16 protein-coding genes and 2 pseudogenes are annotated in these 15,658 nt (G+C 55.6%); 9 read left to right on the top strand and 9 right to left on the bottom strand.

Annotated features, from left to right (window positions below; genetic code table 11):
• Nucleotides 1-932: 932 nt before the first annotated feature.
• Nucleotides 933-1,127 (top strand): hypothetical protein, encoded by a 195-nt coding sequence (locus tag NL114_RS21830; protein ID WP_156105783.1) that lies wholly within the window; start codon nt 933-935, stop codon nt 1,125-1,127.
• Nucleotides 1,128-1,557: 430 nt separating this feature from the next.
• On the opposite strand, the gene NL114_RS20455 is transcribed toward NL114_RS21830, so the two are convergent.
• A complete protein-coding gene (locus tag NL114_RS20455) occupies nt 1,558-2,742 on the bottom strand; it encodes a tubulin/FtsZ family protein (RefSeq protein ID WP_254824811.1) in 1,185 nt (394 codons plus the stop codon).
• Between the two features lie 117 nt (nt 2,743-2,859).
• Nucleotides 2,860-3,162, bottom strand: a complete 303-nt coding sequence (locus NL114_RS21825) for a DUF7577 domain-containing protein (protein WP_423751866.1) — start codon at nt 3,160-3,162, stop codon at nt 2,860-2,862.
• Between the two features lie 496 nt (nt 3,163-3,658).
• On the opposite strand from NL114_RS21825, the gene NL114_RS20450 reads away from it, so the two are divergent.
• Nucleotides 3,659-4,057 (top strand): ArsR/SmtB family transcription factor, encoded by a 399-nt coding sequence (locus NL114_RS20450; protein WP_254824810.1) that lies wholly within the window; start codon nt 3,659-3,661, stop codon nt 4,055-4,057.
• A gap of 2 nt (nt 4,058-4,059) precedes the next feature.
• Complete coding sequence (locus NL114_RS20445) at nt 4,060-4,362, top strand: DUF7521 family protein (RefSeq protein WP_165896083.1); 303 nt, start codon at nt 4,060-4,062, stop codon at nt 4,360-4,362.
• Between the two features lie 63 nt (nt 4,363-4,425).
• Here the strand turns inward: NL114_RS20445 and NL114_RS20440 are convergent, their stop codons facing one another.
• The gene (locus tag NL114_RS20440) at nt 4,426-5,052 is read right to left on the bottom strand and encodes a DUF502 domain-containing protein (RefSeq protein ID WP_248898243.1); all 627 of its coding nucleotides are present in this window, start codon (nt 5,050-5,052) and stop codon (nt 4,426-4,428) included.
• A gap of 274 nt (nt 5,053-5,326) precedes the next feature.
• On the opposite strand from NL114_RS20440, the gene NL114_RS20435 reads away from it, so the two are divergent.
• Entirely contained in the window at nt 5,327-6,346 is a 1,020-nt protein-coding gene (locus tag NL114_RS20435) for a hypothetical protein (protein WP_248898244.1), read from the top strand.
• Nucleotides 6,347-7,151: 805 nt separating this feature from the next.
• On the opposite strand, the gene NL114_RS20430 is transcribed toward NL114_RS20435, so the two are convergent.
• Entirely contained in the window at nt 7,152-7,388 is a 237-nt protein-coding gene (locus NL114_RS20430) for a DUF6199 family natural product biosynthesis protein (RefSeq protein WP_049987701.1), read from the bottom strand.
• Nucleotides 7,389-8,249: a M48 family metallopeptidase gene (locus NL114_RS20425; RefSeq protein ID WP_165896137.1), complete on the bottom strand. Its 861-nt coding sequence runs from the start codon at nt 8,247-8,249 to the stop codon at nt 7,389-7,391.
• Between the two features lie 99 nt (nt 8,250-8,348).
• Between NL114_RS20425 and NL114_RS21705 the strand changes: the two are divergent.
• Nucleotides 8,349-8,483 (top strand): annotated as a pseudogene (locus NL114_RS21705) (DUF7567 family protein); the annotation flags it as partial.
• Nucleotides 8,484-8,549: 66 nt separating this feature from the next.
• Nucleotides 8,550-8,837, top strand: a complete 288-nt coding sequence (locus NL114_RS20420; RefSeq protein ID WP_049987556.1) for an amphi-Trp domain-containing protein — start codon at nt 8,550-8,552, stop codon at nt 8,835-8,837.
• Nucleotides 8,838-8,884: 47 nt separating this feature from the next.
• Here the strand turns inward: NL114_RS20420 and NL114_RS20415 are convergent, their stop codons facing one another.
• Nucleotides 8,885-9,949: a CNNM domain-containing protein gene (locus NL114_RS20415; protein WP_049987555.1), complete on the bottom strand. Its 1,065-nt coding sequence runs from the start codon at nt 9,947-9,949 to the stop codon at nt 8,885-8,887.
• 221 nt (nt 9,950-10,170) lie between these two features.
• On the opposite strand from NL114_RS20415, the gene NL114_RS20410 reads away from it, so the two are divergent.
• Entirely contained in the window at nt 10,171-11,499 is a 1,329-nt protein-coding gene (locus tag NL114_RS20410; RefSeq protein WP_231554321.1) for a hemolysin family protein, read from the top strand.
• Between the two features lie 4 nt (nt 11,500-11,503).
• Nucleotides 11,504-12,100 carry a YqaA family protein gene (locus NL114_RS20405; RefSeq protein WP_081927538.1) on the top strand — a complete coding sequence of 199 codons (597 nt, stop codon included), beginning with the start codon at nt 11,504-11,506 and terminating at the stop codon, nt 12,098-12,100.
• 238 nt (nt 12,101-12,338) lie between these two features.
• Here NL114_RS20405 and NL114_RS20400 read toward each other — a convergent pair whose 3' ends face one another.
• The gene (locus tag NL114_RS20400; protein WP_049987553.1) at nt 12,339-13,208 is read right to left on the bottom strand and encodes a universal stress protein; all 870 of its coding nucleotides are present in this window, start codon (nt 13,206-13,208) and stop codon (nt 12,339-12,341) included.
• A gap of 74 nt (nt 13,209-13,282) precedes the next feature.
• Between NL114_RS20400 and NL114_RS20395 the strand changes: the two are divergent.
• Nucleotides 13,283-13,734: pseudogene (locus NL114_RS20395) on the top strand (transposase); the annotation flags it as partial.
• Between the two features lie 330 nt (nt 13,735-14,064).
• Here NL114_RS20395 and NL114_RS20390 read toward each other — a convergent pair.
• On the bottom strand, nt 14,065-14,505 hold the full coding sequence (locus tag NL114_RS20390) for a DUF8160 family protein (RefSeq protein WP_193569536.1): 441 nt from the start codon (nt 14,503-14,505) through the stop codon (nt 14,065-14,067).
• 14 nt (nt 14,506-14,519) lie between these two features.
• A complete protein-coding gene (locus NL114_RS20385) occupies nt 14,520-15,431 on the bottom strand; it encodes a ParA family protein (RefSeq protein WP_165896079.1) in 912 nt (303 codons plus the stop codon).
• Nucleotides 15,432-15,658 lie beyond the last annotated feature (227 nt).

Genomic DNA, 15,658 nt, shown 5'->3' with positions numbered 1-15,658 from the left:
ATACCGTCTTCGGAATCTATCACCCTCCGTTGTCGAGTTGTAACGGTTCGACGAAGCTCGCTATCGTCGAACTTCCTCGATGACCCGGACCCCCCATTTTCGAGTTGTAAGATGTTGGGGGCGGTAACACACCTGGTTCGATGCTCCCACCCTCATGTTGTAAGGAGAAGTGAGTCGAGGTGGGTCTCGGAGCAAAATCCACATAATCCGGATTTTGTGAATGATGCTCAGGGTGATACGGTCTTTCTCACACTCCCCGTTTTCGAGTAGTAAGCGCCAGAATGATTGCGAACGAACGACGCTCGTAGAATCCGTTCACGAGTGAGAGGAATACCAGGTTTCGGATATGATTGCTGGTGAAGCCGCTTTGGTGATCTCAAATGTTTCACCCCCTCCCCCCTTTTTCGAGTTGTAAACTCGTAGCCTCGGGGAGGGGGTGAACAGCAAGAGGGACTGCAAAGCAGCCGATAGTGGCGAATATGCACGATAGATAGGTTGAGTGTCTAATCTTCCAACTCACAACTAGATATGCGAAAGTTTATGTCACACCCTATCTTACCATAACCGTACTAGAGACGAATAGAATATATCGTCTAGCTGAGCTAGACGATTGATGTCTCGGGATGTAGATAACGACTCCATCTCGCTTGTGGTTCTCATCCCGCGTATTATCGCGTCTTACCACCTCTACACCAACTTTAGTTACCTCAACTCTCGCTACACTACGTCTTGGATAGCCTGTTCCCCGCGACTTACAACTCGAAAAAGGGGGGAGGGGGTTCGTCAGGTTCAGTCCGTGATACCGACTACATGTGTTCCACTGAGCTCACGCCGGATGTCGTTCTAGTTCCAGTCAAAGCGAGACAGTATACTCTCGACAGCTCGGACCAGCTGCGTATCGTAAGGAGATGCATCGAGGTGTCGATCTCTTTGTGAGCGAGGACAACGCGGTCCCGCGAGGATTTCTCGTCGTCGACGATCACGTACTCGATATCTTGTCCGGGATGGACGGCAAGGTCCTGAGTATTCTGTGTTTAGCTTTCTCGGTGTCAGCGGATATCCTGCTCTGCCCCGAACTTCTGGGACGTTCCGGAGGCTCTGCCCAGTTCTTGCTTTCTGTTCAGTAGGTCGTTGTCGTCTCAAGAAAACGATCCTCCCGAGACACTCGTTGAGGAGGACAAGGCTCGGGACGTGACTGTTGAGGAAACGATTAGGATGACGGCATCGCGAAGGCTGACCGCGGCTACGTTTTGATGGTTCCGGGGAGTAGCCCGGCGACGAGATTCGAACACGACGGGGACCATTACTCGAGTGAGGTACAGAAAACAGCTGAAACACGGGTGTTCGATTTTCGGTCAATCGTCTCTTGGAATCGCTTGTGGAGTATATCCCAACGCTCCTCTAACTGGTCAACCTTCAGGTGAAGCACGTTACTTCCATATTGATGGACTCTTCGAGTCGAGTAAAGCAATAGCTGATTATTTTTTCGGAGATGCGTACTCATGAACGCCCTCAAGGAGGAGGACGCGCATTCCGAAATTGGGGGAGAATGTCGTATTAAAAAAGCGAGTCGAGTTCGTCCGCATCATCTCCAAGAATCGATTCGAGATGGCGATCCGAGGACCCAGCCCTCTCCGAATTCGTGGTCTGTGCTTCACTTCCGACTGATCGCAATTCTCGAAGTCGATCAGCACCTGATATACCAGAAAACAGAACAACGACTGCGACCGTGTTCGACTCTGGAAGTGGGTAATCACCGCCACGTATCGAAAGACACCCGGTTTGCTCTTCTACCCATGTTCGCCCACGTTCGATTCCTTTACGGGTGAGACTGTCACTGGGACCGGCGACGATAACGAGGCCGCGGTCGATCGAGACGTTGGCGGGTTCGACTGGGAGGGTGAGACGGCCAAGGGTTGCACGGCGAACGAGACTTGTTATCCGATTCGTTCCCCCAGCTGAATCCGGGGAAGACCCACTCGTAAATCGGGAGAGGAGGCCTGCCGACTCAGCACCGTTCTCCTCGTCGAGTGGCTGGGAGGCATATCCGAGTGTGGAGACACCACCGCCCTTGAGAGTGTTTATGATTTCGCTTGCATCGACGACACTTTCTGGATTCGCGGTTCCCATGTCAATGTCACCCACTCCGAAGAGGACGCCAAGGCGAGTCGCGAGCTCTCGATTGATCGCTGTGTATCCGCCCGTCAGTGACTCGTTTGCCTGTCGATGGGCGTCGTTATCGAAGACAAGGAGGTTGTCCAGTTCCCGGACAGCAGTCTGTGAGGAGCGAGCGGCATTGAGTGAATAGAGCCCGCCTTCATTGGTGCTCGGGAGAATGCCGAGCCCATAAACCGGCTCAGTATACAGCTGCTTGAGGTGCCGGCCGACGACGGGAAGGGCACCACTTCCCGTCCCTCCACCGAGGGCAGCGACGAGGAGAAACGCATCGATTTCATGGACAGGAATCGTGTCGATGACGTGCTGGATCTCGGTGATATCTTCGGTGGTGATTGTGGCACCAAGCTCATTATCGCCACCGACACCCTGCCCGCCGACCTGTGACTGCCCGATGAGTACCCGTGCGTCCGCTGGAACGTGCTCGAGTGCGTTGAGATCAGCCGTTGCTGTGTTGACCGCGAGTGCATCATGGACGATGTGGCTGTTCGTTCGCTGATCGTACTCAAGGAGGGCATCAACGATTTTCCCACCCGCTTGGCCGAGACCGACGACGCCGAGTTTCATATGGGACCACCCTACCTACCCGGTAACAGTTTGTAAAGCCAGTTTCCCGGTTTCGGGTAGTGAAGCGGTGTACATCTGGTCGGAGCGAATGCCCCGGGACGTGACCCCCGCGGCGATTCACTGGTCAGACATTCGATCATCGTCCCAGGATCTCCGAACCGTCGAAGGTAACCGGTTGATACAATTGTGGCAGTATCGATATCCGACGGGATTCCGTGCGCCACAGTTTTGGCAGACAACAACCCAGTCATCTGCTTTTGAGGTATCCTGTTGCACCTTCCGTGCTTTGACCGCGATAGCAGGATGGGAATGGCGGCGACGTCGTAGACGGGGGAGTACGAAGAAATACCCGAAGACGAGCAGTACACCGATCGCAACAAGGGCGATTTTGGTTTCATCCGAGACCGTGATTGCGGACATCCATTGGCGAACAGAACGAACGAGTTCAGTCAGCATTTCGTCTAGAAGTGAAAGCTTCAATATGACATCCTGCACGGGCACTATTCGTGCAATCGTTCGCCAATGGTATCTCCGTTAAGCACGGTTTCGGATAGCGAATCCCAGAGTCCCATTAACAAGGAACGAACTCAAATCTCTGATTGGGTATCTATGATATCCGGAAACCCACGGTGAACGGAGATCACGATACCTCAAAAGCCGGTTGAAAACAGATTAGAGGTACCCTTCGATTCGTCGTGCCCACCCCTCGTCTGTAGCTCCCTTCCCCACCCCTGCCCCTTTCCACTACGGAACCCGACACTATTAGGAAAGATTGATACGACAACCGTAGCAAAAACTGAATACGAACGGTTGCGGGACGTCTTCGGACCGTGAAGCCAATCCCTCAATCGTACATACGCGGGGAAGCAACGCAGAGGTGGCATGGACTGTGAGCAAAGAATGGGAGCCAGAGAACGTGTTCGACGTCCTCGGGAGCGAGGTTGCTCGGCAAATTCTTGCGTTAGCCAGCCTCAAACCCCTGTCAGCCACCGAACTCGCCGAACACTGTGGGATCTCGGAGCCAACGATTTATCGACGGATTCACGCGCTCCAGGAATACGATATGCTGGACGAACAGATGGAACTCGACGATGAGGGCCATCACTACAAACGATTCAGAACGAGTCTCAAGGAGGCACGGTTCCAGGTTGACGAAGGACAGTTCGATATCGATATCCAGCTCAAGAAAGACTACTCTGACAAGTTCACGGATTTCTGGAACGACCTCGAAAAGGGAGCGACAGAGGTCTCAAACGATACGAACGCAGACTCTCGTCACCGTGATAGTTCGTCGTCTGATCTCAGTGGTGGATAATCATGGCTGAGCCGCCGGAGTTCTGGAGTTTCCTCGTAGCCAATTCACTCCTGTTCATCGCCGGAGGAAGCTTGACCGTGCTCAGCTATCGAGCCTATCTTCGCATTCAACAACACAGCCTCCGCCTCGCAGCAGGAGGTTTCGCACTCATCACTCTCGGTGGCCTCCTCGACATCATCTATCAACTCGGTGTTCGGCAAGACTACAATCTTGGTGCCCGTGAATCGCTTGCGCTTCAAACGCTTGATAGCCTGGTTATTACTGCAGGACTTGTCGTTATTTTCTATGCCCTATCTCGGTACTGACTGTTTACGACGAAAGCCTGTTGGACGCTATATTCCGGACTTGGTTGATCATAATCCGTTGGATTAATCAGTTGTCGTAGGTGACGGTGAGTTCGGTGGTCGGTCTTCTTCATTTAGAGCATCCGGTTGTGGGGCTTCTCCAAACCCGCAACTAATAATGCGGATGAGGGCATCCTCAACGGATTCATCGAGTTCTGTTACGTCCTCCGTCTCAAGTTCAACGACAAACCCTGTTGTGATGTTCGGTGCCGTCGGAATGAACACTACATCACGTCCATCCGACGCACGATTTCCAGTCTTGAATCCAGTCATATACATCCCGGGCCACGTTTCAACTCGCACTGGCGTGCGTAGGTGGTCAGTGCCGTCAACAACCGTCTCGATTCCCATTTTCGAGGCGTTATAGACGATTCGCAATCCAGGGATACGATTCACGAGCGTATCCAGTGTGGCTTCAACGATTGTTCCAGTCGTCGTCCGCATTAATGAGCCGGTGACCAAGACGAGCCCAGCGAACCCGGCGAGAACGATTGCGACGCGAACGATTGGTGGCTGCACAGCATTCAATACCGGGAAACTAGCAAGCACACTGTATATCCATATGACAACATACGCTATGACGAGAAGCGGAGCAAGAACAACGAGACCACTCGCTGCATCTCCTCGCCACGTTGTGAATCGGCCAGGCATATAATTAATCCAGCCACCCCCAGCAGTCATCGCGTTTGGTAGAGATAAGAGTCATAACGTGAGACGGCAAAATATCCACATCGATTTCTTGGAGTGAATTGGCCCTGCTACCGGATCGAAAGCAGAGATGAGTCATAATTCCTCGTTCATAGTTTCATTCCCCGAAAGCTAGGTACCACATAGCGACCAGCTTCTCGGAGACTTCCTACAGTTTCGTCATTTGTAACGCTCCATCTCCTTCCTTATCAGCACAACGTAAGGTCACACGTGGACGATGAACGGAAGAAAACTTGTTACTAGCCTCGTGGTCATAATGTTCTTGGTGGGCGCAACGCCAATGGGCGCCCTTGCGCAGGGAGCGTCAGATCCCCAGCCGGTACTGCTGGACCAAGACACGACCCATATTGCGGACATCACCGTTGACGGACAACAGTACAGCGTCTACGAACACAAGAACGTCTTCTCCTGGGCCAGTGGCATTGACATCTATACGAATGGTGAGCGTGTCACCTCGGAATCAACTGCTGAAGCGGTTCTTACAGCACTCGCACAACGACGGGCCGTTCAAGACCTCGGAGCGGAAGACATCAATCAACTCCGCACGACGTCACAGAACACCAGCACGGCAGCAACCAACGTCTCATCGACGGCCACTGCAATCAACGAGACGCTCGTGTACATGGAGCGGATGAAAGCGGTCCGTGAAAACGGGACGACGGTCTATAACGCGTCAGTCGAGGCAGCACCCCAGATCCCCGAATTCAACGAAACCGCACGCGAACTGCACCCGGAACTTCGCTCTTTCGAGAACGCTTCGACCGCGTACCGGTCGAATGCGACAGCTCTCATCGAACTGCTCGAACAGCGGGAGAACGGAACTGACGTCGACCCCCAACGGCTCTATGATCAGTACGCAGCGACGCTCGACGCGAAAGACGATCTCTCGGATCATCTCGGATACAGCAGTATTGCCGAGCCGCTCGGCGAGGTGGCCAGCACGAGCGAGACCATCGCGATGAACGTGTCGTCAGTTCCCGAACGCGGAAATGAGACGGCACAACACTTCTGGAGGGTCCATAACGAGTCGGCTGTCGCTGCAAACCAAACCGCAGCACTCGGCCTCGACGACTTCGAGTTCGACGACGTCCAAGACCGGGCCGAATCACTCGAAGAGGACTGGATGGAGGAGTGGAACTCGCGGCGGAGTCCCGCGTCCACAGTCTATCAGTCGATAGCTGCGATTGTGGTCGGTATTGCTGCGGTGGGTGGATACATCGCCTGGCGTCGGCGCTAATTTCGTCGCCCTCCCACTCGATCGATAGCTGTGTGAATCAGGGCGGAAGGACACAACTCACTTTGATTGAGTGAGTTCGGACTCATTGCGTCCACCATCGAAATCCCTGCCCAGAAACTCCTCGATATATACTTCCCAGGGGTCTGCACAGAGCCGTTCGAGACACGGCGGCTGGGGCGTATCGACGAGATCTCGCCGAACAATCTCTGTGTGTCGTGTTGTGATCGGAAAGGCTGTTCCACAGCGCGAACACGTGTGTTCATCTTTGGTTCCATGTTTCCACGTCCGAGTCCGTTGCAGTTAGTTGGGCGAGTTCTCTCCTTAGCGATCTGAAGCCACGAATGTTGGAATGATAAATTCCCACATTGTCCAAGAGAACGCACCAATAGTGATTAGCCAGAAGAGCAATCCGAGCAGTAAGAAAGGGAGACTCTCCTGGAGGCTCTCCGCGTACCATGACTGCGTATAGATGAGTAGAGCCGTACCACCACCAACACCACCACAGTGGACAAGCACTTTGGTCAACTGCTCGTCTACTGGGAGGGAATTCGTCTGTTCTTCAGTAGTCGCCATTTTGATTGACTGTGAGCTCTGTTGGCTTTAGATATGGAGGTCGCCTTCAGAAGGCGAAAAACAAGAGATTAGCCGTGTTCTTTATAGAGGAGAGATGGCTCCTCCTCGGACATCAGCGCGGGCTCTGTCCACGGACACTCTGGATGTTCCACTCCCAACAGAGCTTTAGAAACGAAGATGCACTGTATGCCGCCAAGAACAACCGACCCAACATCGCCCAGCAGTTCGACGGTTAGGCGTACGTCTGGTAGGTGATGAACGCAGCTATTGCGAGAGAGACGACACCAAGCCCACGGGCGACCCACGTCCACCGGGCAGAAATCGCTTCGTCAGTGCCGTAGTCCCCGCGGCGTCGACGGGTCGGGCCGACGAACACGGACATCCGGAGCATGGTTCGCGGCGCGGCGAGGAACGCGACGCCGAGCGCGGCGCCGAGGACGACCGCAAGGAGTTCGCGTATCCCGGGCATCTACGAGCGAAGCCGTTCGATGCGCTTCTCCATTGGCGGGTGCGTCGAGACGATCCGCTGGAGGAAGCCACGGTCGGGACTGGAGATACAGAGTGCGCTCACCTGCTGGTCGATGTTCGCGTCGCGGCGCCGGTCACCGCGGGCGCGGCCACGACTTCGCTGGGCATTCCGGGCTGACTCGCGGGCTTGCTGGTTACCCTGATCGATTTTCTCAAGGGCACGGGCGAGCGGGTCGCCGGAGCCGATGGCACGTCTCGCGTCGGCGTCGGCGACGTACTCGCGGTACCGAGAGATGGCGAGCACGAAGATCATCACAACGAACTGGACGATGTTGCCGACGACGATGGCGAGGAAGAAGTCTGCGAGGTCGTTGTCGCCCGTGAACAGGACAGCGAACTGCGCGACGATCGCCACGATCGAGGCGATGCCCTGTCCGAGTTGCATCGTGATGACGTCGCGGTTGTCGATGTGGGCGATTTCGTGGGCGATGACGCCCTCTAGTTCGTCGCGGTCGAGCAGCTGGATGAGTTCCCGAGAGATGACGACGGTACCGTTGCCGCGACGGCCAACCGCAAACGCGTTCGGTACGCCCATGCTGGCGATCTTCAGCGACGGTTTCTTCATATTCTTGTCGCGGCAGACCTGCTCGACGAACTGGTGAATCTGCGAGTACTGGGTCTCGGAGAGGTCCTCGGCACCGACGCTTCGTAAGGCAGCCCACTTCCCGATTTTGTACTGGATGCCGATGAGGAGGAGACTGCCGACGATGGCGATCGGGAGGATTCCCTGGCCGAACACCACCATCGCGACAGCAACAGCGACGAGATAGAACGCTGCGAGGATAGCACCGACGAATGCCATCCGGATCTTGAGCCCGAAATGTCTCATACGGGTTGGTTACGAAGTCAGTCTTATAAACCCGGTTACTACATAACGATTAGATCATCTATTGCTACGTCAGTGAAGTTCCTCGGCGCACCGGGTGCCTACGAGGTCGACTGGTGGAGTCCAGCACCCAGAGAGGACTGGGAGCCGGTCGAGTGTGGCGAGTTTGACGACTTCGAGGAGCTAGAAGACGTGTCACATCTGGCTTAGGGCGGCGGATTCCCTTTGCTAGATGAGAGGGCCACTTATCCGAGCAGGAAATGTAGAGCGTGGTGTATGCCCGAAGAAGTGCTGTTCAAATCCGAAAGCGCCCAGAGCCGGGACGAAATCGCGTCGTACCTCCGGAGCGTCGCCGAAAAGCTCGAACAGGGAGGTCCGATCACCCTGAAATCGGGGGCAGAGTCCGTCACGATGGATCCTCCAGCACGGCCGACATTCGAAGTGAAAGCCGAACGCGAAGGACCGACTGATGGCCCTGGAGAATTGAGCATCGAGTTCGAACTTGAATGGGACGAGAACAGTAAGGGCGGCGAGGGCAACTCTGGGAGTCTCGAGATCGAGTAGGTACGGCAAGGAGGTTCTAACGACCTTCACATCTCCGTTATATCAGTTCAGGTCGACACCTGCTGGTCGAGCGGGTCTTCGAGTTCGCCCATTACCGTTTCCAGAGCGTCGGTTGCGGTGAGGAGTCCCACGACGTCACCATCTTCGAGGACGAGCGCGAGTTCCTGGTCCTCGGCCTGGAACTGATCGAATGCATCGCTGACGTTCGTTTCCGCCGCGAGTGTCATTGGAGGGGCCGCGATCTCTTTGAAGGAGATGTCGCTGTCTACGAGATCCTCATAGTGGTCGATGATCGACGGTGCGTACACGATTCCGTGGAAGTCGGTCAGCTCCTCACCAACTAGTGGAAATCGGGTGTGTGGCGTGTTTCGGATGCAATCAAAGTTCTCGTCGACTGAGCGGGTGGTTGAGAGGGAGATAATGTCGTCTGCTGGAACCATAATCTCGCTGATCGAGAGTTCGTCGATGTCGAGTGCGCCAAGGACTTCGTCGCGGCGCTCCTCCGGAAGTTCGCCCTCTTCGAGAAGCGAGTGCAGGCGATTGCGGAGCTGGGCTCGTGATTCGAGGACCTCTTCTTCGGTTTCGAGCCACGCACCGGTCATCTCGACGCCGAACAGCTTGAGCGTGGCCTTGGCGATCCAGTCGCCGAATGTAATGAGCGGAGAGATAAGCCAATTGAACCAGTACAGAGGTGTGGCCCCGTACCGACACACCATCCGGGAGCGTTCAACGCCGAGATACGTCGGTGTCTGCTCGCCGTGGGTGAGATGCAGGAGATTGATGATCGCAAAGGCGATGATCGCACCTGCACCGATGGACGCCAGTGCGGTATTGGCAAAGTACGGTTCGAAGAGCGCGGCGAGAGCCGGCTCGGCTACGATCCCGACTGCGATACTGGAGGCCGTAATACCAACCTGGCACGTGGTCAGATAGATCTCCAGATTATTCGTCATCTCCCAGGCCCGTTCGAGAGTCGGATTTCCGTCGACGAATTCCGCTTCACTAAATTGACGCGCTCGTGTCAACGCGAACTCGATCGCTACGAAAAAGCCGTTGGTCAGTATGAGGAGAACGCCAGCAACTAGGCGGAGCGTCAGCTCAAGCGGGGTCATTACCCCACGCTACTGGATCAGGTGGTATATAAGCACAGGAATCTCGGCGAAATTCGGTGATTGAAACTAATGGCACCCTCTCACGTTTGATCCATCAGAAGGGCTATACCAGCTTGTTAAACAATGAGCAACGTAGGTATATGGTAGCGTCACTCGACACAGCCCACTTCGATATTGGATTCTATGCTCTCCAGGCCACTTCCAGAAATCTCTACTCCGAGATGTCGATCACGCTCATTGGAAGTGTGGTTCTCTTCGTGCTCCTCGTCCTCTCTGCGTTCTTTTCGTCCTCGGAAATTGCGTTGTTCTCGCTTGCCAAGCACCGCATTGATGCACTGGTCGAAAAAGGCAGCCCTGGTGCCATCACGGTTGCCGATCTGAAGTCGAACCCCCACCGACTACTTGTGACAATTCTCGTGGGCAACAATCTGGTCAACATCGCGATGTCCTCGATATCGACCGCCATCGTCGGCTTCTACTTCGACCCGGGGCCTGCGGTGCTCATCTCAACGTTCGGGATTACGGCAATCGTCCTGCTTTTTGGCGAAAGCGCCCCGAAATCCTACGCTGTCGAGAACACCGAATCGTGGGCGCTCCGGATCGCACGCCCGCTCAAACTCGCCGAGTACATCTTGTTCCCACTCGTCATCGTGTTCGATTACCTCACACGGCTCGTCAATCGCGTGACGGGCGGACGAGCGGCAATCGAGGACTCGTACGTGACTCGCGATGAGATCCAGGAGATGATTCGGACGGGCGAGCGCGAGGGCGTCATCGACGAAGATGAACGAGAGATGTTTCAGCGTATCTTCCGCTTCCGAAACACGATTGCCAAGGAGGTCATGACTCCACGGTTGGACATCACTGGAATCGAGAAGACGGAGACGCTCCACGATGCGATCACCAAGTGTCTCGAAAGCGGGCACAGGCGACTCCCTGTCTACGCAGAAACGCTCGACAACATCGTCGGAACTGCAGACATACACGAACTGACCCGGGCACAGCAGCGTGGCACTCCCGGAGAGACGCTCGTTGGCGACCTCGAACTACTGGACCCGCCCCAGCATATGCCTGAGAGTAAGTCCGTCGACGAACTGCTCGAAGAGATGCAGACGTCGCGAACGCAGATGGCGGTGGTCATCGACGAGTTCGGGACGACGGAGGGACTCGTGACGGTCGAAGACCTCACGGAGGAGATTGTCGGTGAAATCCTCGAAGGCCGGGAACAAGCCCCGATTACGGAACTCGACGACACGACGGCGCTCGTGCGTGGAGACGTCGACATTGGCGAGGTCAACGAGACGCTCGAACTAGAACTGCCGGATGGGGAAGAGTTCGAGACGATCGCGGGACTCCTGTTTAATCGGGCGGGCAGGTTAGTCGAGCAGGGAGAAACGTTCGACTGTGATGAGGTTCGACTACGGGTCGAATCAGTTGACCAGACCCGCATAACGCAAGTTCGGATTCAAACGGGAGAGGTGGACACCCAATCGCGTGGCGGAACCGAATCCCGAGAAAAACTGTCCGTCGAGCGTTCGACCGGTGAGTAACCAGATGTATCCGTCACTCACCGTTGTGAACCGATTTTCCGCGAATCCGCGCCCACTCTACATCTCATTGAGTGAGGTTACAACCGTACTGCTGGAGTACGGCCACGCCGCCATTGATAGCGCGACGGGCTGGCCGGGATTGGGGATTATTTTCGTCTATTCGTTTTTGATTGCATTCGCGCTTCCCGGCCCAAGCGAGGTTGTGCTTGCGGCACCACTCGATCTCGGGCTACCCCTCTGGACTCGGTTGGGTGTCATCATGGGCGTAAGCGCGACGGGAAAGGCCGTTGGTAGTCTCGTTGCGTTTCACCTCGGTCAGGAGGTGAAACACGCGGGGCCCGTCGTTCGGTGGTTACGTCGCTCTCGGTTCGACATTCTCGAGTGGTCGGAACGGCGGACGATGACGCTCGCTCGGCAGTACGGATACGGTGGCTTAGCGCTCGCGCTGTGTGTACCCTTCTTCCCGGATACGCTGTCGATCTACGCGTTTTCGATCCTCGAAGAAGATTATGTGAAGTTCGCAATCGCGACGTTCGTCGGTAGTCTTGGCCGACTTGTCGTCACGATCGGCTTCTTTGGCGGAGTTATCACCATCATCTAAGACGGATCTTTACGCGAATCGTCACGACTGGGAGACGTGAGCGACTGACGGCTACACCAGGTGGGAGAATATGGTTCATCGGTAGCCGACGGGGTGAGAACGAGCTGGAGCCTTCCATCGAGTGACCCCCAACGAACAGGGCATACTATACAATTGCTCAGCTGTGGCTTTGGCGACGCAAAAAATCACGATCGCTGAGACGATGCCCGGTGACGACTATACAACTGAAGGCCGTGGGTTACGATTCCCTAGCGACCGTAATGACAGGTACCGGTGCAGACCGCGCTGTCTTCTCCGCGACGCTGCCGAGGAGGATTCGATCCGTCCCACGTCGCCCAGTGGTCCCCATCACGACGGCGTCAATGTCATTCGAGTCGATGCATTCGAGGATTTCCTCCGCAGGATCCCCGTGTTCGATGTGCGTGACGGTGTTCCGGACACCATACGAGTCTGCTTCCGATACCAGGTCATCGACAGCGTCGGTCGCGGCCTGTTCACCGTCCGATTCAGAGGCTGCTGAGCGGACGTCTAACCCGAGTGAGGCATCGTCCACGACCGACAGTGCGTGAACGGTCGCATCAACCGCCGCCGCGAGCGAGAGCCCGTGTTCAGCGGCATGTACCGCCCCAGTGCTTCCGTCCGTTGGAATGAGGATATTCTCATACGGAAACGCCAGTCGTTCGTCGGGTTGCATCCGTGCCGTCAGGACCGGGATCGAAGACAGACGGATGACTTTCTCGGTGACACTGCCGATGATGTAGCGAGAGAGTCCCTCGCGACCGTGCGTTGGCATTACGATCAGGTCATAGTCGTATCGCTCTGCGTACTCGGCAATCGTCGGTGCTGGGTTCCCCTGGACGACGTCCGTGTCGTAGTCAACACCTCGGGCTGTTAGTGCATCCGCCGCTTCCTCGACCGTGGTTTCGCCTTGTTGTGCGAGTGCGTCGACGGTTCGTCCCTCAACGACAGTCACGGAGTCGCGCGTCGTGTCTGCGACGAAGAGGACGTGAACCGTGGCGTCTACCCAGTCTGCGATGTCAGCGGCGTGCTCAAGGATGGCTGATGCACCGTCGCTCCCATCGTACGGGAAGAGAATGTCCTCGTACATAGTCCAGTACCGAGGGCTATGATGGGACATCGCTAATGGTTTTGCATCAACTGACCCCCCGAGACGTCATAGGGATCACCAGCTCCGAACGCGAGGTGATCGAGCGGATGGACGAGGACGACCAGGAGGTGGCTGTTGAGCCGGCCTCCGTCTATGTTGACGTGGGATCACATTCGATGCGGTTCCTGTACGTCCCATTGACGAGTGGCGAGGGGACGACCGTGTTCGCGACGAATCTCCGAGTTGGCCCCGACGAGGCCGAGACGTTCTGTCGGCGGTATAGTCGCCGCTGGCAGATCGAGAACGAGTACAAGTCCATCAAGGGTGATTTTTGACGAAGACGTCCTCGAAGGACTACCGCGTCCGCTTGTTCTACTTCGTGTTCGCGGTGGTGCTCTACAACATCTGGAGGCTTACCGACTTCCTGCTGAAAGCGGGCGTCGACGGCGAGGTGGACTACGCACCCGTCTTGACCGCGGGTGAGTGTGTGGAACTGATCGCGTCAGCGTTGATTCCGCCTGACTGAGGGCCTTTGATCCCGTCGGGAGTGCTTGCGCAAGAGTGGCGACGCTCTCCGAAACCACCAGATTCCCACGAAATTTTGTAAGAGTGGCAGATTCCGGAGGCGTCCGATGCTGGAATGACCCAGCTACCGCGACAGTCACGGAGGACAAGCCAAAATCTGGAAGAAAATAACGTATCCTCCGAAACTGTGGACCTTCCCACCAACGACCCGATCGTATAGTGAATGACGATTCATTTTGGCATTCAAAAGAACAGGAGAAGGTCGATTCTGAGATCCTCGTTCGAAGCCGGGGCCATCCTCATAACATTCCAGTTTCTGTGAATCAGTGATTCACTGATCGGCGTCTTCCTTGGCGAGTTCGCGAATCTTCTCCTTCGTTTCCTCCTGGTGCTCGCCAAACGCTACCTCGAAAACACCGCGGTAGAAGTGCTTGTTTTTCTCCAGCGTGATGTCCTCGCGTTTGAGCTGCTTTTTCAGGCGAGTGAACGTGATCTCGATGTCCTCGCTTTGCTCCGGTTCAACGTATATCGTGGCTGAATCCCAATCTTCGCGGATGTTCAGTGGTTCGTCATCTGTCTCTCCTGCCTCACTGGTCGACGAATCAGTATCGGTCGTGGATGCGGTTCTCTGCTGATCTGATCGATCCTCGGTTGCTGCCGCAGTTTCACGACCCTGTTCTTCCGATTCCTCCGACGTCTCTGTGGTCTCCTCGTCTGCGACCGCGTCCTCCTCATCCACCTCGTCTGAGGGATCCTCGAACCGCTCGTCCATTCCCCGGGGCATTCTTACGCCTCCACCTGCGTTTTGTCAAACGCTCGTTCCATCGTCTCCGCAACCTCCAGGAAGAGGTCTCGCTCTACTTGTTGGTCGTTCGGGTCTTCCCATTCGAAAATGTCTCGTCCGTTGTCCCACGCGCGCTGAACCGCCACTCGCATCGGGAGTTTGAAAATCGGTGCCATCGACGCGAAGGACTCGTCGAAGGAGCTGAGGAACTTTTGTGACTGCCCGTCGTCCCGGTACATGTTCGCCAGGAGTCCGACGATTGCGATCTCGATCTGCTGGTTGTCCTCGATGGACTCCAGCTGGTCCCACAAGTCGTCAAGTGCATCCCGTGATGTTGCTTGGGTCTGTGCAGCCAGGAAGACGTTCTGAGCCGCGATGAACGCCGCGTCCGTCAGGACTGAGAGGTCAGGGGGGCAGTCGATTAAGATGAAATCGTAGTTGTATCCGTCGTCAACCATCTCTTCGAGGGCGAGCTTCAGCGAGAGACGGGCATTCGCATCGTCCATCCAATCTCGAGCAAGGCCCATGTCCTTGTGACTGGGAATCAAGTCGAAGTTCAGATGGTCGTACTCGTCGGCTTCGATCACGATCTCTGAAAGACTAGTATCGTGCGTGCGCGGATTGTCGACGAGTACGTCGAGCAGGTTCTCGTCATCGGTGACTAGCGTGTTGGGGAGTTCGTTCTTCGGGCTTGATGGATCGTTGTCGTCGCCCGGACCCAGACCAAGCCCTTTCGTCATGTCGGCTTGTGGGTCCATATCGATTGCAAGAACATCGTGGTCGCGAGTGGCCAGCGCCGCGGCACTGTTGATCGTTGCCGTTGTCTTTCCAGTCCCGCCTTTCTGGTTACCGAAGGCGATCGTGGAGATGCCAGTCGATGGTGTGACGCCCCATCCACGAGGTGACTCGGTCATAGTTCGATCATTGAATCAATGACTCATAAATCCATGTCAGACACTCAGTTGTATCTCTTTCAATGCGATTCTGTCGGATATCGGTGTTTGAGGGGCTGAGAGTTATGATCATCTCTTTTTCGAGCACTGTCTTTGAATCATTGACTCACAGATTCAATGATTCACAATGTCGGGATTTCACTGATTCATTGATTCAATAATCTTGTGATGCGGGTCTGGTGTTCCTG

This window comes from Haloglomus halophilum (assembly GCF_024298885.1).
GTDB lineage: Archaea > Halobacteriota > Halobacteria > Halobacteriales > Haloarculaceae > Haloglomus > Haloglomus halophilum.
The sequence above is the reverse complement of the archived record's forward strand: the minus strand, read 5'-3'. Positions and strand labels throughout refer to the sequence as shown.